The following is a 20,457-nucleotide window of genomic DNA, read 5'->3' on the forward strand; positions in this document are numbered from 1 at the left end:
GCTCCCGGAATGCGTGAATTCGTACATTGCGCACCGAGCACCGGCTCAACCGGTGGACGAAAAAGGAGGACGCGATGAGCGCCAGTTTTACCAAATCAACCGCACGCAACATCTTTTACGGCGGGGCGGTGTTTTTCTTCCTGCTGTTCCTGGCGTTGACGTTCGACACCACGCAGGCCCTGCCCAAGCGCGACAACCGCGCCAACCTGACCGAGCAGGTGGCGCGCGGCAAGAACATCTGGGAGACCCGCAACTGCATTGGCTGCCACACGCTTCTGGGCGAGGGTGCCTATTTCGCGCCGGAGCTGGGCAATGTTTACCAGCGCCGTGGACCGGAATTCATCAAGGCCTGGATCAAGGGCCAGCCCACGGGCGCGCCCGGGCGGCGGCAGATGCCGCAATTCCATCTGAACGACGGGGAGCTGGAGGATCTGGTGGCCTTCCTGAAGTATGCCTCCGAGATCGATACCAACCACTGGCCGCCGAACATCGAAGGCTGATGCCGGGCTCTGTCCCGACCCCGCCCGACCGACGTTACCGAGGAGACCCTCAATGACTACCGCAGCAACGGCCACGCTTGTCCCGCCCGGGGACGATGCTTCGGCCAACGTACAACTCAAATACCGCTCGCAGGCGGTGGCCAAGCCTTATTTCATCGCAGCCATCGGCCTGTTCGTCGGCCAGATCATTTTCGGCCTGGTGATGGGCCTGCAATACGTGATCGGTGACTTCCTGTTTCCGGAAATCCCCTTCAACGTGGCACGCATGGTGCACACCAATCTGCTGATCGTTTGGCTGCTGTTCGGCTTCATGGGCGCCGGCTATTACCTCATCCCCGAGGAGGCTGAGCGCGAGCTTCACAGCCCCAAGCTCGCGCTGGTGGCCTTCTGGGTATTCCTGATTGCAGGCGCCCTGACCATCGTCGGCTATCTGGCCGTGCCCTACGCCACGCTGGCGCGCCTTACTGGCAACGATATTCTGCCTACTATGGGCCGGGAGTTTCTGGAACAACCCACCATCACCAAGGTGGGCATCGTGGTGGTGGCGCTGACCTTCCTCTACAACCTGTCACTGACGGTGCTCAAGGGCCGCAAGACCACCATCAGCCTGGTAATGATGCTGGGCCTGTGGGGGCTGGCGATCTTCTTCCTGTTCTCTTTCTACAACCCCACCAACCTGGTGCTGGACAAGTACTACTGGTGGTGGGTAGTGCACCTGTGGGTGGAGGGCGTGTGGGAACTGATCATGGGCGCGATGCTGGCGTTCGTGCTGGTGAAGGTAACCGGTGTGGACCGCGAGGTGATCGAGAAGTGGCTGTATCTGATCATCGCCATGACGCTGATCACCGGCATCATCGGTACCGGCCACCACTATTTCTGGATCGGTACGCCGGCCTACTGGCAGGTATGGGGGTCGGTGTTCTCCGCGCTGGAGCCGGTTCCCTTCTTCATGATGACGATGTTCGCCTTCAACATGGTCAACCGTCGCCGCCGCGACCACCCGAACAAGGCCGCTGTGCTGTGGGCGCTGGGCACCGGGGTGATGGCTTTCCTGGGCGCGGGGGTGTGGGGCTTCCTGCATACCCTGGCACCGGTGAACTATCTCACCCATGGTACGCAGATCACTGCCAGCCACGGCCACATGGCCTTCTACGGTGCCTATGCGATGGTAGTCATCACCATGATCTCGTACGCCATGCCGCTGCTGCGCGGCCGTGAAGCCAACGGCAACCGGGCACAGGTGGTGGAAATGTGGTCGTTCTGGCTGATGACGGTGTCGATGGTGTTCATCACGCTGTTCCTCACCGCTGCCGGTATCCTGCAGGTATGGATGCAGCGTATGGGCGACTCGCCGCTGCCCTTCATGGTGGCCCAGGAGAAGATCGCCTTCTTCTACTGGCTGCGTGAAGCCGCAGGCGTGGTGTTCTTCATCGGTCTGGTGCTCTACATCGTCAGCTTCTTCGTAACCGGTAAGTCGCGCGCGCCGCGATGAGCCCGGCGTACCCCTTCGCCTGATGCGTGTGTTTGCGGCCCGGAAACGGGCCGCTTTTTACTGGAGGAACGAATGGCTTCCCCTGTTGAGGAAAAGCGGGTGCCCGGCGATCTGGCCATGTGGTGCTTCATTCTGGCCGAGCTGGCGGTGTTCGGTGTGTTCTTCCTGGCCTACGGCGTGGCACGGCGGCAGGCGCCGGCGCTGTTTGCTGCAGGGCAGGCACGGTTGCATCTGGCGCCCGCACTCTTCAATACGCTGCTGCTGATCGCTGGCAGTGCTACGGCTGCGGCGGCGGTACGGGCGTTTTCGGCCAACCGTCAGCGGGCCGGGCGCTGGCTGCTGGCCGCCACGCTGGGTTCGGGCTGCGTCTTCGTCGTCGTCAAGCTCGGAGAGTTCGCCGAGCGGCTGAAAGCAGGTATCACTCTTTCCACTGACACCTTCTGGATGTTCTACCTGTCGCTGACGTTCTTCCATTTTCTGCATGTCCTGCTGGGCATGGTGATCCTCGCTGCCGTCTGGTGGATGGCAGGTGACGGCCGTTACCGGCCTGGCAGCCTGGACGGCGTGGAGACCGCCGCGGCCTATTGGCACATGGTGGATCTGGTTTGGGTGGTGCTGTTTGCCCTGGTCTACGTGGCGCGCTAGCGCCCGGGATTTTCTTATCTGCCATCAAGGCACCCGACCCACGCGGAGCGGCATCCTGTGCGGCATGAAAACCGTTTCCGTTTACCGTGGAGTGGCCGCTGTCTGGCTGGGGCTGGCTGCCCTGACGCTGGGTCTTGCCGCCCTGTCCGGCACGGCCGTGCCACATCGCCTGCTTGCCGAGCTGGCCTTGGCCGGGGCGTGGCTCAAGGGCGGGGTGATTGCCGAGACCTTCATGGGTCTGAGTCAGGCCCCGCTCTGGCTGCGGCTGGTGGTGCAGGGCTGGCTCGCCACGGTGTGCGGTGCCCTGATCGCCAGTTTCAGCTGAGGGAAGCCCATGAATGCACCTGTCTCCGATATCGTCCGCCCGCTCGCGGACGTGCCCTTCTACCAGCCGGTTGCCGAAGAGTGCACGCTCTTTGAAGCGGCATGGCGCCAGCAGCTGCCGGTACTCATCAAAGGCCCGACGGGCTGCGGCAAGACCCGCTTCGTGGCCCACATGGCGGCCCGGTTGAGCCTGCCACTTTTCACCGTCTCCTGCCATGACGACCTGACTGCCGCCGATCTGGTGGGGCGCCACCTCATTGGTGCCGGGCAGACGGTCTGGTGCGACGGCCCACTGACCCGCGCAGTGCGTGAAGGCGGGATCTGCTATCTGGACGAGGTGGTCGAGGCGCGCAAGGACACCACGGTGGTGCTGCACCCGCTGACCGACGATCGTCGCATCCTGCCGATCGAGCGCACCGGCGAAGAGCTGGTGGCGCCGCCCGGCTTCATGCTGGTGGTGTCTTACAACCCCGGCTACCAGCATGTGCTCAAGACGCTCAAGCCCAGCACACGCCAGCGGTTCGTGGCGCTGAGCTTCGACTTCCCCGCACCCGAGGTGGAGCTGCCGGTGCTGATGAGCGAGACCGGTATCGACGCTGGCCGGGCGCGCCAGCTGGTGGTGCTGGCCGGACAGCTGCGCCGGCTGCAGGGCTACGATCTGGAAGAGTCGGTCAGCACCCGGTTGCTGGTGTATGCCGCCAAGCTCATGATGGCCGGGCTGCCGCCGGGCCTGGCCTGCCGCACGGCCATCGTGGAGCCGCTCTCCGACGATGTCGATACCGTCGCTGCCCTGCTGGCCGTGGTGGATACCCAGTTCGATCAGGGGTAGGCGCATGGAAGACATCGTCGGCGGCTGGTGGGACCGCCTGATCACTCGTGTTGCCTACCAGGGTCATCCCGAGGCCGCGGTGACGTTGGCCGAAGTGGAGCGGACAGCGCCAGTCTTCTTCCGCGCGATGGGCGGGGATGCGGCCTTGACGGTGCGCTCGGCGGTGGGCACCGAACACGGTGCGCGTCGCCGCTGGCTAGAACGCATTGCCGGAACGGGCGACCGGGTAGAGCTAGCCTGGCAGGATGCGCGTTCGCTCTACCTGCCTGACGTCATCGACCACTTCCCTGACCGGGCACTCAACCGTCAGCTGTATTTCTGGCTGATGGCGCTGGCGGCCGAAGCGCGAGCTGGCACCGACTGGCTTACCGCCAACCGGGAGGCCACGGCCCGCTGCCTGATGCAGATGCCAGGGCTGGCCGCGCTCTACCGGCGACTGGTGGCCGCCCATCTGAAGACACGCCCCGACCCTGCGCGCTTGCACGGTGCCGAGGCCGCGTGGGAGGAGGCCATCCGGGCTGCGCTGGCGTCGCCTAACGAGACGAGCGCGCTGCCGGCCGGCCAGGCCGCCTGCCAGCCGGTTCCGCTTTGGTTGCATCCCACGCCGCCCCTCTCTGGCCAGGCCGAGGCCGTACCGCGCCAGGATGGGGAGGCTGAGGCCGAGGAGGCGGCGCGCCGCGAAGCCCGCAAGCGCAGGCGTTATCGTGCCCAGCGGGTGGCCGAAGACACGCGCAAGAACGGGATGCTGATGGTGTTCCGGGCCGAAAGCCTGTTCACTTGGGACGAGTATGTGAAGGTCAACCGGCACAACGACGAGGACGAAGAGGACAATGCGGCAGCAGCCGACGACATGAACCGTCTGTCCGTGTCGGCCGATGCCACCACGCGCGCCAGCCGGCTGCGCTTCGACCTGGACCTGCCGGCCGCAGCCTATGATGACACTCCGCTGGGGCCGGGATTGCTGTTGCCCGAATGGCACTGGAAGCAGCGCCGGCTGGTAGAGGACCATGTGCGGCTGGTGCCGATGTTGCCACGCGATGCCCGGCCCGCCGGCCTGCCCGAGCGTCTGCGCGCCCCGGCCCGCCGCCTGCGGCGACAGTTCCAGGCGTTGGCGCCCGAGCGGACCCGGCGCCGTGGCGAGTCCAGCGGTCCTGACATCGACCTGGACCGGGTGGTGCGTTTCCTTGCCGAGTGCGGCAGTGGAGTGCGGGTGGGCGAACCGGGGCTGTATCAGTCCTGGCCCCCCGGAGAGCGCAGCCTGGCTTGTCTTCTGTTGGCCGATCTGTCGCTATCCACCGAAAGCTGGGTCGGCGATGCCGGGCAGGTGATCGACGTCATCCGCGACAGCCTGCTGCTGTTTGGCGAGGCCCTCTCGGCCACCGGAGACGCCTTCGGGGTATACGGCTTTTCATCCATCCGTCGCCAGGAAGTGCGCTTTCAGGTGCTCAAGGATTTCTCCGAGCGTTTCGACGATACTGTGCGCGGCCGCATGCTGGCGATCCGGCCCGGCTACTACACCCGCATGGGGGCGGCCATCCGGCAGGCAACCCGCGTGCTGGAGAGTCAGCCTGCCCACCGCCGGCTGCTGCTGATCGTCTCTGACGGCAAGCCCAATGACCTGGACCACTACGAGGGCCGCTACGGGGTGGAGGATACTCGCATGGCGGTGCGCGAGGCCCGGGCGGCGGGTCTGCTGCCTTTCTGCGTCACCGTTGACAGTGAGGCGGGCGAATACCTGCCCTACCTTTTCGGGCGCAACGGTTACACCGTGGTAACCAATGTGCGGCGCTTGCCACAGGTGCTGACCTCGCTCTACGCCACGCTCACCCGCTGACTTCCATGTTTCCTATCCTTGCGCCCGGTAGCGTGCCGGGCGTGTCCGCCTGGGCGTTTTGCCCTGTTTGTGGCCTCTTTTTCAGGCACTTTTCCGGCTTCGGAAAGCGTTGATTCGAATCAAGGAGGCCGCTATGCCGCCAGGATGATGATGCGTGCGTCACCCGCCATCCAACCATGGAGCATAAGCAATGAAGATGAACTCGCTTGCCAGGGGCGCCGTGCTGGCCGCACTGCCGCTTGCCGTGATGACAGCCTGGGCCGCACCGGTGGGCTCGAGCGGCAGCTCGCCCGAAGTGGCCTACCAGGCGGGAGGTTCGCCTCTATCCAAGGAGGAGATGCATCAGAACCTCAACCCCAAAGCGCCGCCGATGACCAAGGCCGAATTCGCACGCGGCAAGCAGATCTACTTCGAGCGCTGTGCCGGCTGTCACGGCGTGCTGCGCAAGGGCGCCACTGGCAAACCGCTGACGCCGGATATCACGCTGGAACGGGGAACCGAGTACCTCAAAACCTTCATCAAGTATGGCAGTCCGGCCGGCATGCCCAACTGGGGCACCTCCGGCGAGATGAGCGACAGCGACGTGGATCTGATGGCGCGCTACGTGCAGCAGGAGCCGCCCACTCCGCCGGAGTTCGGCCTGAAGGAAATGATGGCTACCTGGAAGGTGATCATCCCGCCGGAAAAACGGCCCACCCGCAAGATGAATGGCTACAACCTCGACAACATCTTCTCCACCACGCTGCGCGACACCGGCGAGGTGGCCCTGATCGACGGCGACACCAAGAAGATCATCAATGTGGTCAAGACGGGCTATGCGGTGCACATCTCGCGCATTTCCAAGTCGGGTCGCTACCTGTACGTGATCGGCCGTGATGGCAAGATCAACCTGATCGACCTGTGGCTGGATAAACCGGACAACGTGGCCGAGATCCGTACCGGGCTCGAGGCCCGCTCCGTGGAAACCTCCAAGTTCAAGGGCTACGAGGACAAGCTGGCGGTGGCCGGCTCCTACTGGCCGCCCCAGTTCGTGATCATGGAGGGGGACACCCTCAAGCCGCTGAAGATCGTGGCCACCCGCGGCATGACCGTGGACAACGAATACCATCCCGAGCCGCGTGTCGCTTCCATTGTGGCTTCGCATTTCAAGCCCGAGTTCGTGGTCAACGCCAAGGAAACCGGCAAGATCATGATGGTGGACTATTCGGACCTGAAGAACCTCAAGACCACCACCATCGACGCTGCCAAGTTCCTGCACGACGGCGGCTTCGACAGCACCGGGCGCTACTTCCTGGTGGCCGCCAACGCCTCCAACAAGGTGGCGGTGGTGGACACCAAGGAAAACAAGCTGGCGGCGCTGGTGGACGTGGGCAAGACGCCGCACCCCGGCCGCGGTGCCAACTTCGTCGATCCGCAGTTCGGCCCGGTGTGGGCCACCGGCCACCTGGGTGATGACAGCATCACGCTGATCGGCACCGACCCGCTGAAGCACAAGGCGCAGGCGTGGAAGGTCGTGCGCACGCTCAAGGGACAGGGCGGCGGCTCGCTCTTCATCAAGACCCATCCGAAATCGCACAACCTGTGGGTGGACACCGCACTCAATCCCGAGGCCGGCATCAGCCAGAGCATCGCGGTATACGACATTGCCCATCTGGACAAGGGCTTTGCCACGCTGCCGATCGGCGAATGGTCCGGGCTGGGCGAGGGTGCCAAGCGGGTGCTGCAGCCGGAGTACAACAAGACCGGCGATGAAGTGTGGTTCTCGGTCTGGAGCGCCAAGGACAAGCAGTCGGCCATCGTGGTGGTGGACGACAAGACCCGCAAGCTCAAGACGGTGATCAAGGATCCGCGTCTGATCACGCCCACCGGCAAGTTCAACGTCTTCAACACCCAGCACGACGTGTACTGATCGCCACCGCACCGCACCCGTCCGGGTGCGGTGCCCAACCAACGGGAGACCGACATGAAAGCGCTTCTCGCAATTCTCGCCACGCTGGCGGCCGCAGGGGTTTCGGCCAACGTGGCGGCAGCCACCCCCGCCGAGCTGGCCAAGCAGTACAACTGTCTGGCCTGCCACAGTGTGGACAAGAAGGTGGTGGGCCCGTCGTTCAAGGACGTGGCAGCCAAGTACAAGGGCCAGGCCGGCGCCGAGGACAAGCTGGTGGACAAGGTCAAGAAGGGCGGCTCGGGCAGCTTTGGCCCGGTGCCGATGTCCCCCAATCCGCAGGTACCCGATGCCGATGTACGCACGTTGGTGAAGTGGGTGCTGGCGCAATGAGTGCAGCGGCCCGGCGTGGCGGCTGCCATGTCCGGGCCGTGCAAGGAGAGCTGTGATGCTGTACCTGCTCGCGCGTTCAGTATGGGTGCGTTGTCTGGTCCTGACGGCCGCAAGCATCGTCTTTCTGACGATGGCGGTGGAGGCCGCCGCCGCGCCGGTACCGGAGGTGCGCCTGCGCCATCTGGTGCGGCAGGATTGCGGCTCCTGCCACGGGCTGACCTTTCGCGGCGGGCTGGGCAGCCCGCTGACGCCGGCCGCGCTGGTGGACAAGCCTGACGAGAGCCTGGTGGCCACCATTCTCGACGGCCGGCCGGGCACGGCCATGCCGCCGTGGCGGCCATTCCTCAGCCCGGATGAAGCGCTGGCGGTGGTGCGCTGGCTGCGTGAAGGAGCGCCCGAATGAAACTTGGTCATCCTTATTTTGCCCCCCTGCGCCTGCTGGCCAGTGCGGTATCCATGCTGGCGGTACTGCTGGCCGGTTGTGCCACCCCCTCGACCCTGCGCGGTACCGGCGATCTGGGGGTGGTGATCGAACGGGCCAGCGGTACGGTGCAGGTCGTCACCCAGCAGCCTCCACGTCTCCTCGCGCGGGTTGAAGGGCTGGGCGACCTGTCCCATGCCTCGGTGGTGTTCTCGCGCGACGCCCGCTATGCCTTCGTCTTTGGTCGCGACGGTGGGTTGAGCAAGGTGGACCTGCTGACCGGTCGGCTGGCCGGACGCGTGCTGCAGGCCGGCAACAGTATCGGCGGCGCGATTTCTTCTGACGGTCGCATCGTGGTCGCCCAAAATTATGAACCTGGCGGCGTGCGGCTTTTCGATGCCGAAACGCTGGCGCCGCTGGCGGACATTTCGACGCGCGACCCTGTCAGCGGTCTGGCCTCCAAGGTGGTGGGGCTGGCGGACCTGCCCGGCAACCGCTTTGCTTTCTCGCTGTTCGAGGCGGGCGAAATCTGGGTGGCGGATGCCACTGATCCGCGCCACCCGGTCGTGACGCGCTACGCCGGGGTTGGCCGAAACCCCTACGACGGGCTGGCCAGCAGCGATGGACGCTACTATCTGGCCGGACTCTACGGAGAGGATGGGCTGGCGCTTTTGGACACTTGGCACCCCGAGACCGGCGTACGCCGCATCCTGGACGGTTACGGTCACGGTGAGGAAAAGCTGCCCGTGTACAAGATGCCTCACCTGCGGGGCTGGGCCATGGCTGGAGAGTACGCTTTCCTGCCCGCGATCGGCCGACACGAGGTGCTGGTGGCGGACAGCCGTACCTGGCAGGAACGGACGCGCGTTCCGGTGTATGGCCAGCCGGTGTTTGCCATGGCCGAACCTTCCGGCCGTCGCGTCTGGGTGAACTTTGCTTTTCCCCACAATGACACCGTTCAGGTGATCGACGTGCCGACGATGCAGGTGGTGCGCACGCTCAAGCCGGGTCGCGGCATCCTGCACATGGAATTCACCGGGCGCGGCGACGCGGTGTGGCTGAGCAGCCGCGACGATGACCGGCTGGTGGTGGTGGACACACGCACCCTGGAGATGAGCACCGTCCTGCCCGCACGCAACCCTTCTGGTATCTTCTTCACTTGGCGCGCCGCGCGGATGGGGATGTAGCCATGCCCAACCTTCCTGTCGAAGCCGCCTGCCTGCCTCCGGTGGCCTTGGCCCTGATCGATGCCCATCAGCAGCGTTTGCCGCTGGTGTCGCGGCCCTTCGCGCTGCTGGGGCAGCGTCATGGCCTGACCGAGACCCAGACGCTCGACCTGCTGGGGCAGGCCCTGAGCGAGGGCGTGCTGTCGCGGGTGGGGGCCGTGTTCGCGCCCAATACCGTCGGGGCCAGCACCTTGGCGGCCCTGGCGGTGCCTCCCGATCAGCTGGAGGGCGTGGCGGCGTATGTGAGCAGCCTGCCACAGGTCAATCACAACTATGCGCGCGACCATGCTTTCAACCTGTGGTTTGTGGTGGCCGCCGATACCCCCCTGGCGGTCCGCGACGTGCTCGCCCGCATCCATCTATCCACCGGACTGAAGCCCTTGAACCTGCCGTTGGAGCGCGAATACCACATCGACCTGGGCTTTTCCTTTCTCGATGACCCCGATACCTCACGGCGCAGCCAGCCGCAGTCACCCGCAGCAGTGGCGCTGACCGAGGGACAGCGGCGGCTGGTGTCGGCGCTGGGCGAAGGCTTGGCCCTGGTGCCCAGGCCGTTTGCTGTGCTGGGCGAAACGTGCGGGCTGGGGGAAGGTGAGGTGCTCGACACGCTGGCGCGGTGGCTGGCCACCGGGGTGGTGCGCCGTCTGGGGTGCATCGTGCGGCACCGGGAACTGGGCTTTCGTGCCAACGCGATGTGCGTTTGGCAAATACCTGCCGACGCACTGGATCACTTCGGCCAACGTCTGGCTGCCGATCCGGCGGTGAACCTCTGCTATGCGCGTCCGGCCCGTCCGCCAGACTGGCCCTACACCCTGTTTGCCATGGTGCACGGGCGGGATCCGGCCCACCTCCACGCCACGGTGGAGACAGTGCGCCAGCGCTGCGGCCTCACCGGCATACCGCATGCCGTGCTGCTTTCCACCCATCGCTACACCCAGCGCGGTGCGCGTTACCACTGGAGCCCGGCATGAACGGCCTGAGCGATACCGAACGCTTGGTGGTGGACCACCTGCAGGAAGGGTTTCCGCTGGTGGCACGTCCTTTTGAGGCGGCCGGCCGCGCGTTGGGTCTGGATGAGGACAGGCTGATCACCACGTTACAGGCACTGCTGTCGCGCCGGGTGCTGACGCGTTTCGGCCCGCTGGTGCAGGTGGAGCGGCTGGGAGGGGCGTTCGTGCTGGCGGCCCTGTCGGTGCCAGAGCCGCGCTATGAGGCGGTGGCCGCGCAGGTCAACGCCCTGCCAGCGGTGGCGCACAACTACCGTCGTGAGCATGCACTCAACATGTGGTTCGTGCTGGCCACCGAGCAGCCTGAAGGCATCGGCGAAGCCATCGCCACGATCGAAAGGCATACCGCCCTACCGGTGTATGCCTTTCCCAAGGAGCGCGAGTACTTCGTCGGCATGCGCTTCACTGTGGGGGGAACAGCACCGGTCGGACAGGGCCGGCATCGCCCACTGGCACAGCCGTGCCCGCTGGAGACGGCAGACCGTGCACTGGTACGGGCCGTTCAGGCCGGGCTGCCCCTGGTGCCCGCCCCTTATGCCGAAGTGGCACGGCTCACCGGGCTGGAGGAGTCCGTCGTGCTGGCACGGCTTTCCCGGTTGCTCGATTCGGGGGTTTTTCGCCGTATCGGTGCGGTGCCCAACCACTACGCCATCGGGTATACCGCCAACGGTATGGCGGTGTTCGACGTGGAGGAGGGCGCCGTGGACCGCCTTGGCGAGGCGCTTGGGGCGATGCCGGCCGTCAGCCACTGTTACCGTCGGCCACGCCGGCTACCGCTGTGGCGTTACAACCTGTTTGCGATGCTGCACGGCGACAGCCGTGAGGCGGTTTGCGCAGAGGTGGCGCGCCTGCGTACAGGAATGGGTGAGGCGTGCCGAGACCATGCGGTGCTGTTCTCCAGCCGTATCCTCAAGAAGACCGGCCTGCGGATCTGACCTGACGCAAACCGCTTGCAGCTACCGCGACCGGACCGGATCGGGTTGATTCGGGTCAAGGAGGCCACCTACCCGGGGCGTTTCAAATGGGCCCGTCTTCCGAACAGGACTCTGCCATGCTGCGATTGACCCAGTATCTGCAACAGATCGTTTCCCCGATGCCGGGGCATCCGGCACGCAGACCCTCCGGCCCGGTGGTCATCTGGAACCTGGTGCGCCGCTGCAACCTGACATGCAAGCATTGCTACTCCATTTCCGCCGACAAGGACTTTCCGGGCGAACTCTCCACGGATGAAGTGTTCGCGGTGATGGACGATCTGAAGGCCTTCGGAGTGCCGGTGCTGATCCTGTCCGGTGGAGAGCCGCTGCTGCGCCCCGACATCTTCCGCATTGGCCTGCGCGCCAAGGCGCTGGGCTTCTACGTGGGGCTATCGAGCAACGGCACCCTGATCGAGCCTGCCAATGTCAACCGCATCGCCGAGGTGGGCTTCGACTACGTTGGGGTCAGCCTTGACGGCATCGGCGCCACTCATGATCGCTTTCGCCAGCTTGACGGCGCCTTTGATCGGGCGCTGGAAGGCATCCGCCTGTGCCGCGACGCCGGGCTGAAGGTGGGCGTACGCTACACCATGACCGAGGACAACGCGGCCGACCTGCCGGCTCTGTTGCAGCTGGTGGCGGACGAGGGGATCGACAAGTTCTATTTCTCGCACCTGAACTATGCCGGGCGTGGCAACAAGCATCGGGACACCGATGCCCGCCATGCCCGCACCCGCTGGGCGATGGACCTGCTGATCGAAGCCTGTCTGCTGCATCTGCGCGCCGGATGCCCCAAGGAGTTCGTCACCGGCAACAACGACGCCGATGGGGTCTACCTGCTGCAGTGGGCGGCTCGCCACCATCCGGAGGCGGTGCCCGTGCTGGCATCGAGGCTAGCGGATTGGGGCGGCAATGCCAGCGGCGTCAACGTGGCCAACATCGACAACCTCGGCAATGTGCACCCGGACACGATGTGGTGGAAGGTTACCTTGGGCAATGTCCGCGAGCGGCCCTTCTCCAGCATCTGGCAGGATCGGTCGCATCCGCTCATGGACGGCCTCAAGACCCGGCCGCGGCCGGTGACGGGCCGCTGCGGCGCTTGCCGGCATCTGGCAATCTGCAACGGCAATACCCGCGTGCGTGCCTGGGAGCTGACCGGGGACTTCTGGGCAGCAGACCCGGCATGCTACCTTACCGATGCCGAGATCGGCGTCGAGGCCGGCAGCCATGCGTTGCCGGCGCTGACTGCCTGGCAGCCGGTACGGCGCGTGCACACGGAGGATCGCGCATGAAGCCGCTGTTGGCCGCTGGCCTTCTGTTCATGGCTTTGTGCGCCCCGCCGGCGCTTTCGGCCAACCCGGCCACGCTGTACGACACCCACTGCCAGGCTTGCCACGGCCCCGGTCGCATGGGCGCAATGGCACCTGCGCTGTTGCCGCAGAGTCTGGAGCGCCTGCGTCCCGCGGAGGTGGAGTCCGTCATCCGCAACGGTCGGCCCGCGACCCAGATGGCCGGGTTTGCCGGCACACTATCGGATGAGGACATCCGCGCTCTGGCGGGCTACCTGGCCGTGCCTCCGTCCTCCCTGCCGGACTGGAGTGCGGCGGACATGGCCGCTTCCTACCGGCTGCTGGTCGACCCGGCCCGGCTGCCGCCGCGGCCTGTGCATTCGGCCAACCCGCAGAACCTGTTCGTGGTGGTCGAGGCGGGTGACCACCATGTCACTGTGCTCGATGGAGACCGCTTCCGCCCGGTCGCCCGATTTGCCAGCCACTTTGCGCTGCATGGCGGCCCCAAGTTCTCGCCCGACGGGCGCTTCGTGTACTTTGCCAGCCGCGACGGCTGGGTGACACAGTACGACCTATACAGCCTGCAGGTGGTGGCCGACGTGCGGGTGGGCCTTAACACCCGTAACTTGGCCGTCTCCTCCGACGGCCGCTGGGTGCTCGTCGGCAATACCCTGCCCGAAACGTTGGTGCTGCTGGACGCGAACGGCCTGCGACCCGTCAGGACGTTGCCGGTGCGCGACCGAGAAGGCCGCGTGTCCCGGGTGTCGGCGGTGTATGACGCCCCGCCGCGCAAGAGCTTCGTGGTGGCGCTCAAGGACGTGCCCGAACTGTGGGAAATCTCGTACGACCCAGCGGCAGAGCCGATCTATCCGGGGTATGTACACGACTACAAGATGGGTGAGGGCATTGCCGTCCCCGGCTACCTCAATCCGCGCGTGACCCCGCTGGAGCTGGTGCTGGACGACTTCTTCTTCGATCCCTCCTACCGGCATGTTATCGGCGCCTCGCGCGAGGGGCGCGCCCAAGTGATCAACCTCGACATCCGGCGCAAGGTGGCCGAGCTGTCGCTTTCGGGCATGCCCCATTTGGGCTCTGGCATCACCTTCGTGCGCGACGGCCGGCGCTACATGGCCACCCCCAACCTCAAGGGCGGTCTGCTGACGGTGGTGGACATGGAAAGCTGGCAGACGGTCAAGAATATTGTGCTGCCCGGAGCCGGGTTCTTCCTGCGCAGCCACGAGAACACCCCCTACGCCTGGGCGGACGCGATGATGAGCCCGCGCAAGGATACCCTCGCGCTCATCGACAAGCGCACCCTGGAGGTCGCCCGCACGCTGACGCTGCGTCCGGGCAAGACCAACGCCCATGTGGAGTTCACCCGGGATGGACGCTACGCGCTCGTTTCCATCATGGAAACGCCCGGAGAGCTGGTGGTGGTGGATGCCACAACCCTGCGTGAGGTGGCTGCGCTGCCGATGATGAAGCCCATCGGCAAGTACAACGTGTTCAACAAGGTGACACGGTCGGAGGGCACTAGCCACTGACCCCCTCCTTTCGGGGGAGGCTAGGCTGTGCCAACGACGCATGGGCGCCGATCGGGCGCACCGCTATGCTGGCTTCCCCCAGCGAGAGACCCTGCCATGACTCAGATCGACATACGCGCCTTTCTGCGACACCAGCCCCTGTTCCAGCAGCTGTCCGACGAACAGCTGGAAGGCCTCGTGCCCAGCACCCAGGAAGTCCGCGGCATCAAAGGACAGGTGGTCTTCCAGCGTGGAGATGTCTGCGACGGCATGTATCTGGTCGTTTACGGCCGGGTCAAGCTGGCCATCACCTCCAGCCAAGGGGCCGAGAAGGTGATCGAGATCATCAATCCGGGCCAGAGCTTTGCCGAGGCGGTGATGTTCCTCGGTCAGCGTTATCCGGTCATGGCGCAACTGCTTGAGGACAGCCTGCTACTGCATGTGGCGTCCGACTCCATCATCGCTGCCATCCACCGCGACCCGGTATTCGCCTGTCGTCTTTTGTCCGGGCTCAGTCAGCGACTGCATGGACTGGTGCGGGATGTGGAACGCTACTCGGTGGAGAATGCCATCCAGCGCGTCATCGGCTATCTCCTCCAGAACGACGAGGGGGGAGAGGAAGGCGTGGGACATGTGGTCAGCCTGCCCGTTAACAAGAACCTGATCGCCTCTCGGCTCAACCTGACGCCGGAAACCTTTTCACGGGTGCTGCACCAGCTGAGCGAGGCCGGGCTGATCTCGGTCAACGGACGGGAGATCATTCTCATCAACCCGCGCCTGCTAGCGGGCTACGGTGCCCAGAACGGTCGGTAGAATACCCCCCACGGGCATATAAACTGCTCGCTTTCTCCAGCCGGCCGCGCCTGGCGGGCGGCATCATCATTGATATGCAAAGGAGAAAGCCGATGTCCCATACTGAACACGCCGACTGTATCGAAGCCTGCAATGCCTGCGCCGACGCTTGTGACCACTGTGCCGATGCCTGTCTGGGGGAAGAGCACGTGGCGGCCATGGCCGAATGCATTCGGCTGGACCGAGACTGTGCCCGCATCTGCCGCCTGGCCAGCGCTTTCATGGCCTCCGGCAGTCGCTTTGCCACCGACCTTTGTCGCGTGTGCGCCCAGATCTGCGATGCCTGTGCTGACGAGTGCGGTCGCCACCAGCACGACCACTGCCAAGCCTGTGCCCGGGCCTGTCGTGTCTGCGCGGAAGCCTGCCGCCGCATGGCGGCCTGAGGTGTTCGGCCAACCCGTTGCCGGGCATTGAGGGAGCAATGAGGAAAGGGTGGCAATGCGCGCCCCAAAGCAGAAAACCCTGCCGGATGGCAGGGTCTTGTGTCTGGCGTCCCTACGGGGATTCGAACCCCGGTTACCGCCGTGAAAGGGCGATGTCCTAGGCCTCTAGACGATAGGGACAGGCCTGAGGCCTTGCGGCCAGGATAGGGTGGTGGAGATAAGCGGGATCGAACCGCTGACCTCTTGCATGCCATGCAAGCGCTCTCCCAGCTGAGCTATACCCCCACGATGAAAACTGGCGTCCCTACGGGGATTCGAACCCCGGTTACCGCCGTGAAAGGGCGATGTCCTAGGCCTCTAGACGATAGGGACAGTAAACGGGCTGGGTGCTGTCGGCCGTGAAGCCGGCAGCGGGATGTTTGGTGGAGCTAAGCGGGATCGAACCGCTGACCTCTTGCATGCCATGCAAGCGCTCTCCCAGCTGAGCTATAGCCCCGTGCTGCGTTCACAGTGCGGGGCATTATAGGCAGGGCCCGCTGACGTGTAAAGGGGGCCGCACGCAAATATTTCCGGCACGACGCTGGGGTATAATCCGCCTTCCGTCATATAGCGATCGACCCTCCATGTCCGTCGGCCATTACGAGAACTTTCCTGTGGGCTCCGTGCTGCTGCCTCGCGCCATCCGCCGGGCGGTGCATGCCATCTACCGCTTTGCCCGGACGGCGGACGATCTGGCCGACGAGGGCGATCTGGCACCGCAGGCGCGGCTGGATGCCTTGGCTGCCCTGGAGGCAGAGCTGGATATCCTGCGGGTGGGCGGTACGCCTGCCTCTGCCATGATGCGTGCTCTGGGTGAGGCAATCGCGGAGCATGGGCTACCGTACGAGCCCTTTTACGATCTGCTCTCGGCTTTCCGCCAGGATGTGCTCAAAGACCGCTACGAAACCTTTGCCGAGCTGGTGGATTACTGCCGGCGTTCGGCCAACCCCATCGGCCGTCTGATGTTGCACCTGTACGGCGAACGTGACAGCCGTGCGCTGGCGCTGTCCGACGGCATCTGCACCGCGCTGCAGCTGATCAATTTCCTGCAGGACGTGCAGGCAGACTGGCAGAAGGGGCGTATCTATCTGCCACAGGAGGATCTGGTGCGTTTTCGCGTGACCGAACGGCAGATTGCCGAGGGCGACACCGGCGGTCTCTGGACTGCGCTGATGCTCAAGGAAATTGGCCGGGCCCGTAACATGTTGCAGGCAGGCGCACCCCTGGGGTTACGCCTGCGGGGCCGCTTCGGCTTTGAGGTGCGCATGATCGTGGCCGGTGGCGAGCGCATTCTCAAAAAACTGCATGACAGCGGCGGCGACGTCTTCCGGCAGCGCCCCGTGCTGACCAAGTCCGACTGGGCCTATGTGGTCTGGCGCGCCCTGCGTGCGCGCTGACCGGCCCGCCATCCCCGAGGAGAGGCGTGTGACGCCCGAACAATATTGCCAGGACAAGGCCGCTGCGAGCGGCAGCAGCTTTTACTACAGCTTCCGTTTCCTGCCCGAGGACCAACGCCAGGCTATCACCGCGCTCTACGCATTCTGCCGTGAGGTGGACGACGTGGTGGACGAGTGCAGCGACGAAGGCGTGGCCCGCACCACACTCGCATGGTGGCGCACCGAAGTGGAACGGATGTATGCAGGCCGGCCCGAGCATCCGGTGGGCCGGGCCCTGGCTCCGTGGATTCGCACCTTCTCCCTGCCACGTGAAGAGATCGATGCGGTGCTCGACGGCATGGAGATGGACATCGCTTACGCGCGGTACGATGCTTTCGACGACCTGAAGGTGTACTGCCACCGTGTGGCCGGGGTGGTGGGGCAGCTCTCGGCCCGCATCTTCGGCTTCTCGGACCCGGGCACGCTTGCCTTTGCGCACGAGCTCGGATTGGCCTTCCAGCTCACCAACATCATCCGGGATGTGGGCGAGGACGCCCGTCGAGGCCGCATTTACCTGCCGATGCAGGAGCTTCAGCGCTTCGACGTTCCGGCCGCCGACATCCTGCACGTGCGTGAAAGCCAAGCCTTCCGCGAACTGATGCTGTTCCAGATCGAACGTGCCGGCCAGTACTACCGTTCCGCCTGGGAAAAACTGCCGCCCGCCGACCGCAAGGCACAGCGGCCTGGGCTGATGATGGCTGCGATCTATCGCGCCACCCTGGAGGAAATCCGCCGCGACGGCCCCGAGAAGGTGCTCAACCAGCGGCTTTCGCTCACGCCCATCCGCAAGCTGTGGCTGGCCTGGAAAACCTGGACCTTCGGTTACCGGCCGTGACCCGCCGCGTGGCCGTGATCGGCGCCGGCTGGGCCGGACTGGCCGCGGCAGTGACGCTGGCCGGCAAGGTTGACGTGACGGTGTTCGAAGCGGGTCGCCGTCCCGGAGGCCGTGCACGCGCCTTGGACGAGGGGGGGCTCGACAACGGCCAGCACATCCTCATCGGTGCCTACGAAGCCTGTCTGGAGCTGATGCGCCGAGTGGGTGCCAGCCCCGAGACGTTGCTGCGCCGGGTGCCGATGCAATGGCTGCGGGCAGGGGGGCTGGAGATGCGCTGCCCGCCTTGGCCGGCGCCGCTGCATTTGGCGGCGGGCCTTCTGGCCGCACGGGGCCTGAGCTGGCGGGAGAAGTGGCATCTGCTGCGTACGCTCGACCGCCTCAAGCGCCAGCAGTGGCGGGTGCCCGCCTCGCAGACGGTGATGGACTGGTTGCAAGCCACCGCCCAGCCGTCCCGGCTGGTGGCCGATTTCTGGCAGCCGCTGGTGCTGTCCGCGCTCAACACACCGCCCGCGCTCGCCTCCATGCAGATTTTGGCGCATGTGCTGCGCGACTCGCTCGGCGCTGATCGGGCCGCCAGTGACCTGCTGCTGCCTTCGGCCAACCTGTCCAGCCTGTTCCCCGCCCCCGCCTGGCAGTGGCTGGCGGGGCAGGGCGCCTCCTTGCGGGCAGCTCATCGGGTGCGTTCGCTGGTGCCCGCAAAAACGGGCGTTACCGTCGATGGCGAGTGCTTCGATGCCGCCATCGTCGCGGTGGCGCCTTACCATGCCCGTGGCCTGCTGCCGGAAAATCTCCTGCCGGCCCTTCATTCTTTCGACTATCAGCCGATATACACGGTGTACCTCCATTATCCCGGGCCGGTGCCCCTTCCGGCACCCATGTGCGGCGTGGCCGGTGGCGTGGCCGACTGGGTGTTCGACCGGGCGGCGCTGACCGGCGAGCCGGGGCTGGTGGCTGCAGTGATCAGTGCGCCGGCCAATGACCCCTTGGCCGAAGGACGCGAGGCGCTGGTAGCCCGTGTGGCGGATGAGGTCGCGCGGCTGGCCGGTCGGCCCCTTAAGCCACCCGCGCACAGCAGAATTGTGGTGGAAAAGCGGGCCACCTTTGCCGCCCGTCCAGGAATGTCGCGCCCCGGGCCGCGGTTGGACGTAAAATGGTTGTATGTGGCAGGGGACTGGACCGATACCGGCTACCCCGCCACGCTGGAAGGCGCGGTCCGGAGCGGAGTCGCCGCCGCGCATGCGTGTTTGCAGGACGGGAAACCCATATAACGATGAACAAACAAGATTTTGCCAGCGATTGCCTGGCCGGCCGCGTCATTCTGGTGACGGGCGCTTCCCAGGGTATCGGCCGCGAGGCGGCCCTTACCTTTGCCCGCCATGGCGCCACCGTGGTGCTGCTCGCCCGCAGCGTGAAGGGCCTGGAAAAGGTCTACGACGAGATCGTCGCCGCAGGGGGGGCCGAACCGGCTGCCATTCCGCTGGATCTGCTGAAGGCAACGGACGACGAATTCAACGCACTGGCCTTCCAGATCAAGCAGACATGCGACCGACTGGACGGCATCGTTCATGCCGCCTCGCATTTCTATGCGCTTTCGCCTTTGGCCAACCAGACGATCGACGAATGGATGAACCAGTACCGCGTCAACACCGTGGCACCGTTTGCGCTCACCCGGGCCTGCCTGCCACTGCTGCGCGAGTCGCCCGATGCCTCGGTTGTGTTCGTCGGAGAGACGCACGGACAGCATCCGGGCCCCTTCTGGGGCGGCTTTGGTGCGTCCAAGTCCGGCCTGGCCTACCTCTCGGTGGTGGCTGCCAGCGAGTGGGACGTATACCCCAACCTGCGCGTGAACCTGCTGGTGCCGGGCCCCGTCAACTCGCCCCAGCGCAACCGTACCCATCCGGGCGAAGCCAAGACCGAGCGTGGTGCCCTGTCCGACCTGATGCCGCACTTCCTTTACTGGATGAGCGATGCCAGCCGCGGGCAGAGCGGCCAGCGCATCGAACTTGACCTGCGCCCGGCGCTGACCTGACCGATCCGGAGCCTGCCGCGATGCGTGCCTACTTCCTCTTGCCCATGCTGGTCCTTCTAGCGGGTTGCAACTGGTTCAACAATGTGACCGGGCTGGCCAAGGAGTCGAACAAGGCCATCGGTGCAGCGTGCCGCCAGACCGGCCGCTCGCTGGAGGAGTGCTATCTGCGCAACCCGGAGGCCGACAAGGCCCAAGTGTACGCAGGCTGGCGCGAGATGCACGAGTACATGGTCAAGCAGAAGCTGGACACCATGCACCCGCCGCATGACGTGGCCGGGGCAGGGACCGACAGCTCTGCCCCTGCTGCCGAGCACAAGCCGGAGGCCAAGACCAGCCAGGCCGAGCCGGCTGAGCAGGAACAAAAGATGCTCACCAATGAGGAAGCCGACAAGGCCGCGCAGAACGATCCGCAGGTGGAAGCGGTGATGCGTGCACTGCGTCAGCGCCCCGAGGGCGCCAAGCCGCCCGGGGAAGCCGATCAGAAGCGATTGCTCAACATCATCAACGAACTGAACAGCAAGCCCGGCGCTTCCGGTTGAGG

The 20,457-nt window shown here is 65.3% G+C and carries 21 protein-coding genes and 4 tRNA genes; 21 read left to right on the plus strand and 4 right to left on the minus strand.

The features are described 5' to 3' along the window. Positions 1-74: 74 nt before the first annotated feature. The 16 genes from EV669_RS02545 to EV669_RS02620 all read left to right on the plus strand — a co-directional run bounded on the left by EV669_RS02545 (position 75) and on the right by EV669_RS02620 (position 15,577). Positions 75-500 (plus strand): c-type cytochrome, encoded by a 426-nt coding sequence (locus EV669_RS02545; protein ID WP_054287207.1) that lies wholly within the window; start codon positions 75-77, stop codon positions 498-500. Positions 501-552: 52 nt separating this feature from the next. Then, on the plus strand, positions 553-1,992 hold the full coding sequence (locus EV669_RS02550) for a cbb3-type cytochrome c oxidase subunit I (protein WP_054287200.1): 1,440 nt from the start codon (positions 553-555) through the stop codon (positions 1,990-1,992). Positions 1,993-2,064: 72 nt separating this feature from the next. Continuing rightward, positions 2,065-2,637, plus strand: a complete 573-nt coding sequence (locus tag EV669_RS02555) for a cytochrome c oxidase subunit 3 (protein ID WP_132097799.1) — start codon at positions 2,065-2,067, stop codon at positions 2,635-2,637. Between the two features lie 64 nt (positions 2,638-2,701). Then, positions 2,702-2,962 (plus strand): cytochrome C oxidase subunit IV family protein, encoded by a 261-nt coding sequence (locus tag EV669_RS02560; protein ID WP_054287198.1) that lies wholly within the window; start codon positions 2,702-2,704, stop codon positions 2,960-2,962. A 9-nt stretch (positions 2,963-2,971) separates the two neighbouring features. Beyond that, positions 2,972-3,790, plus strand: a complete 819-nt coding sequence (locus tag EV669_RS02565) for a CbbQ/NirQ/NorQ/GpvN family protein (protein ID WP_132097800.1) — start codon at positions 2,972-2,974, stop codon at positions 3,788-3,790. Between the two features lie 4 nt (positions 3,791-3,794). Next, positions 3,795-5,624, plus strand: coding sequence for a nitric oxide reductase activation protein NorD (locus EV669_RS02570; RefSeq protein WP_132097801.1), 1,830 nt, complete (start codon positions 3,795-3,797; stop codon positions 5,622-5,624). Positions 5,625-5,814: 190 nt separating this feature from the next. Beyond that, entirely contained in the window at positions 5,815-7,533 is a 1,719-nt protein-coding gene (locus tag EV669_RS02575) for a nitrite reductase (protein WP_318271283.1), read from the plus strand. Between the two features lie 54 nt (positions 7,534-7,587). Continuing rightward, positions 7,588-7,902 carry a c-type cytochrome gene (locus EV669_RS02580; RefSeq protein ID WP_054287194.1) on the plus strand — a complete coding sequence of 105 codons (315 nt, stop codon included), beginning with the start codon at positions 7,588-7,590 and terminating at the stop codon, positions 7,900-7,902. Positions 7,903-7,957: 55 nt separating this feature from the next. Beyond that, positions 7,958-8,305 carry a c-type cytochrome gene (locus EV669_RS02585; RefSeq protein ID WP_132097802.1) on the plus strand — a complete coding sequence of 116 codons (348 nt, stop codon included), beginning with the start codon at positions 7,958-7,960 and terminating at the stop codon, positions 8,303-8,305. Beyond that, complete coding sequence (locus tag EV669_RS02590) at positions 8,302-9,510, plus strand: cytochrome D1 domain-containing protein (protein WP_132097803.1); 1,209 nt, start codon at positions 8,302-8,304, stop codon at positions 9,508-9,510. The genes EV669_RS02585 and EV669_RS02590 overlap by 4 nt, the downstream gene beginning before the upstream one ends. A 2-nt stretch (positions 9,511-9,512) precedes the next feature. After that, on the plus strand, positions 9,513-10,520 hold the full coding sequence (gene ahbB / locus EV669_RS02595; RefSeq protein ID WP_132097804.1) for a siroheme decarboxylase subunit beta: 1,008 nt from the start codon (positions 9,513-9,515) through the stop codon (positions 10,518-10,520). Beyond that, the gene (gene ahbB, locus EV669_RS02600) at positions 10,517-11,491 is read left to right on the plus strand and encodes a siroheme decarboxylase subunit beta (RefSeq protein ID WP_132097805.1); all 975 of its coding nucleotides are present in this window, start codon (positions 10,517-10,519) and stop codon (positions 11,489-11,491) included. Before ahbB (EV669_RS02595) ends, ahbB (EV669_RS02600) begins: the two co-directional genes overlap by 4 nt. Before the next feature lie 116 nt (positions 11,492-11,607). Continuing rightward, the gene (gene nirJ, locus EV669_RS02605) at positions 11,608-12,822 is read left to right on the plus strand and encodes a heme d1 biosynthesis radical SAM protein NirJ (RefSeq protein WP_132097806.1); all 1,215 of its coding nucleotides are present in this window, start codon (positions 11,608-11,610) and stop codon (positions 12,820-12,822) included. Then, positions 12,819-14,363, plus strand: a complete 1,545-nt coding sequence (locus tag EV669_RS02610) for a nitrite reductase (protein ID WP_132097807.1) — start codon at positions 12,819-12,821, stop codon at positions 14,361-14,363. Before nirJ ends, EV669_RS02610 begins: the two co-directional genes overlap by 4 nt. A 96-nt stretch (positions 14,364-14,459) precedes the next feature. Further along, entirely contained in the window at positions 14,460-15,155 is a 696-nt protein-coding gene (locus EV669_RS02615) for a Crp/Fnr family transcriptional regulator (protein WP_054287188.1), read from the plus strand. A gap of 92 nt (positions 15,156-15,247) precedes the next feature. Further along, entirely contained in the window at positions 15,248-15,577 is a 330-nt protein-coding gene (locus EV669_RS02620; protein WP_054287187.1) for a four-helix bundle copper-binding protein, read from the plus strand. Between the two features lie 104 nt (positions 15,578-15,681). Here the strand turns inward: EV669_RS02620 and EV669_RS02625 are convergent. From EV669_RS02625 to EV669_RS02640, 4 genes are all read right to left on the minus strand, one after another. Continuing rightward, positions 15,682-15,757: transfer RNA gene (locus EV669_RS02625), tRNA-Glu, on the minus strand. Positions 15,758-15,786: 29 nt separating this feature from the next. Beyond that, positions 15,787-15,862, minus strand: a tRNA-Ala gene (locus tag EV669_RS02630). 11 nt (positions 15,863-15,873) lie between these two features. After that, positions 15,874-15,949, minus strand: a tRNA-Glu gene (locus EV669_RS02635). Positions 15,950-15,997: 48 nt separating this feature from the next. Next, positions 15,998-16,073, minus strand: a tRNA-Ala gene (locus tag EV669_RS02640). Positions 16,074-16,200: 127 nt separating this feature from the next. Between EV669_RS02640 and hpnC the strand changes: the two genes are divergently transcribed. The 5 genes from hpnC to EV669_RS02665 are packed head-to-tail and all read left to right on the plus strand — an operon-like array spanning position 16,201 to position 20,455. Then, a complete protein-coding gene (gene hpnC / locus EV669_RS02645; RefSeq protein ID WP_132097808.1) occupies positions 16,201-17,013 on the plus strand; it encodes a squalene synthase HpnC in 813 nt (270 codons plus the stop codon). A gap of 28 nt (positions 17,014-17,041) precedes the next feature. Further along, entirely contained in the window at positions 17,042-17,887 is an 846-nt protein-coding gene (hpnD, locus tag EV669_RS02650; RefSeq protein WP_054287100.1) for a presqualene diphosphate synthase HpnD, read from the plus strand. Then, positions 17,884-19,155, plus strand: coding sequence for a hydroxysqualene dehydroxylase HpnE (hpnE, locus tag EV669_RS02655; protein ID WP_132097809.1), 1,272 nt, complete (start codon positions 17,884-17,886; stop codon positions 19,153-19,155). The genes hpnD and hpnE overlap by 4 nt, the downstream gene beginning before the upstream one ends. A 2-nt stretch (positions 19,156-19,157) precedes the next feature. Continuing rightward, a complete protein-coding gene (locus EV669_RS02660; RefSeq protein WP_132097810.1) occupies positions 19,158-19,916 on the plus strand; it encodes an SDR family oxidoreductase in 759 nt (252 codons plus the stop codon). Between the two features lie 20 nt (positions 19,917-19,936). After that, entirely contained in the window at positions 19,937-20,455 is a 519-nt protein-coding gene (locus EV669_RS02665; RefSeq protein WP_054287095.1) for a hypothetical protein, read from the plus strand. Positions 20,456-20,457 lie beyond the last annotated feature (2 nt).

Source organism: Gulbenkiania mobilis, from assembly GCA_004346645.1.
GTDB classification, from domain to species: domain Bacteria; phylum Pseudomonadota; class Gammaproteobacteria; order Burkholderiales; family Chromobacteriaceae; genus Gulbenkiania; species Gulbenkiania mobilis.

What these genes read in the sequence shown, in the direction of transcription:
- EV669_RS02545 (WP_054287207.1), top strand. Translation starts at nt 75, where the DNA reads ATGAGCGCCAGTTTTACCAAATCAACCGCACGCAACATCTTTTACGGC.
- EV669_RS02550 (WP_054287200.1), top strand. Translation starts at nt 553, where the DNA reads ATGACTACCGCAGCAACGGCCACGCTTGTCCCGCCCGGGGACGATGCT.
- EV669_RS02555 (WP_132097799.1), top strand. Translation starts at nt 2,065, where the DNA reads ATGGCTTCCCCTGTTGAGGAAAAGCGGGTGCCCGGCGATCTGGCCATG.
- EV669_RS02560 (WP_054287198.1), top strand. Translation starts at nt 2,702, where the DNA reads ATGAAAACCGTTTCCGTTTACCGTGGAGTGGCCGCTGTCTGGCTGGGG.
- EV669_RS02565 (WP_132097800.1), top strand. Translation starts at nt 2,972, where the DNA reads ATGAATGCACCTGTCTCCGATATCGTCCGCCCGCTCGCGGACGTGCCC.
- EV669_RS02570 (WP_132097801.1), top strand. Translation starts at nt 3,795, where the DNA reads ATGGAAGACATCGTCGGCGGCTGGTGGGACCGCCTGATCACTCGTGTT.
- EV669_RS02575 (WP_318271283.1), top strand. Translation starts at nt 5,815, where the DNA reads ATGAAGATGAACTCGCTTGCCAGGGGCGCCGTGCTGGCCGCACTGCCG.
- EV669_RS02580 (WP_054287194.1), top strand. Translation starts at nt 7,588, where the DNA reads ATGAAAGCGCTTCTCGCAATTCTCGCCACGCTGGCGGCCGCAGGGGTT.
- EV669_RS02585 (WP_132097802.1), top strand. Translation starts at nt 7,958, where the DNA reads ATGCTGTACCTGCTCGCGCGTTCAGTATGGGTGCGTTGTCTGGTCCTG.
- EV669_RS02590 (WP_132097803.1), top strand. Translation starts at nt 8,302, where the DNA reads ATGAAACTTGGTCATCCTTATTTTGCCCCCCTGCGCCTGCTGGCCAGT.
- ahbB (WP_132097804.1), top strand. Translation starts at nt 9,513, where the DNA reads ATGCCCAACCTTCCTGTCGAAGCCGCCTGCCTGCCTCCGGTGGCCTTG.
- ahbB (WP_132097805.1), top strand. Translation starts at nt 10,517, where the DNA reads ATGAACGGCCTGAGCGATACCGAACGCTTGGTGGTGGACCACCTGCAG.
- nirJ (WP_132097806.1), top strand. Translation starts at nt 11,608, where the DNA reads ATGCTGCGATTGACCCAGTATCTGCAACAGATCGTTTCCCCGATGCCG.
- EV669_RS02610 (WP_132097807.1), top strand. Translation starts at nt 12,819, where the DNA reads ATGAAGCCGCTGTTGGCCGCTGGCCTTCTGTTCATGGCTTTGTGCGCC.
- EV669_RS02615 (WP_054287188.1), top strand. Translation starts at nt 14,460, where the DNA reads ATGACTCAGATCGACATACGCGCCTTTCTGCGACACCAGCCCCTGTTC.
- EV669_RS02620 (WP_054287187.1), top strand. Translation starts at nt 15,248, where the DNA reads ATGTCCCATACTGAACACGCCGACTGTATCGAAGCCTGCAATGCCTGC.
- hpnC (WP_132097808.1), top strand. Translation starts at nt 16,201, where the DNA reads ATGTCCGTCGGCCATTACGAGAACTTTCCTGTGGGCTCCGTGCTGCTG.
- EV669_RS02660 (WP_132097810.1), top strand. Translation starts at nt 19,158, where the DNA reads ATGAACAAACAAGATTTTGCCAGCGATTGCCTGGCCGGCCGCGTCATT.
- EV669_RS02665 (WP_054287095.1), top strand. Translation starts at nt 19,937, where the DNA reads ATGCGTGCCTACTTCCTCTTGCCCATGCTGGTCCTTCTAGCGGGTTGC.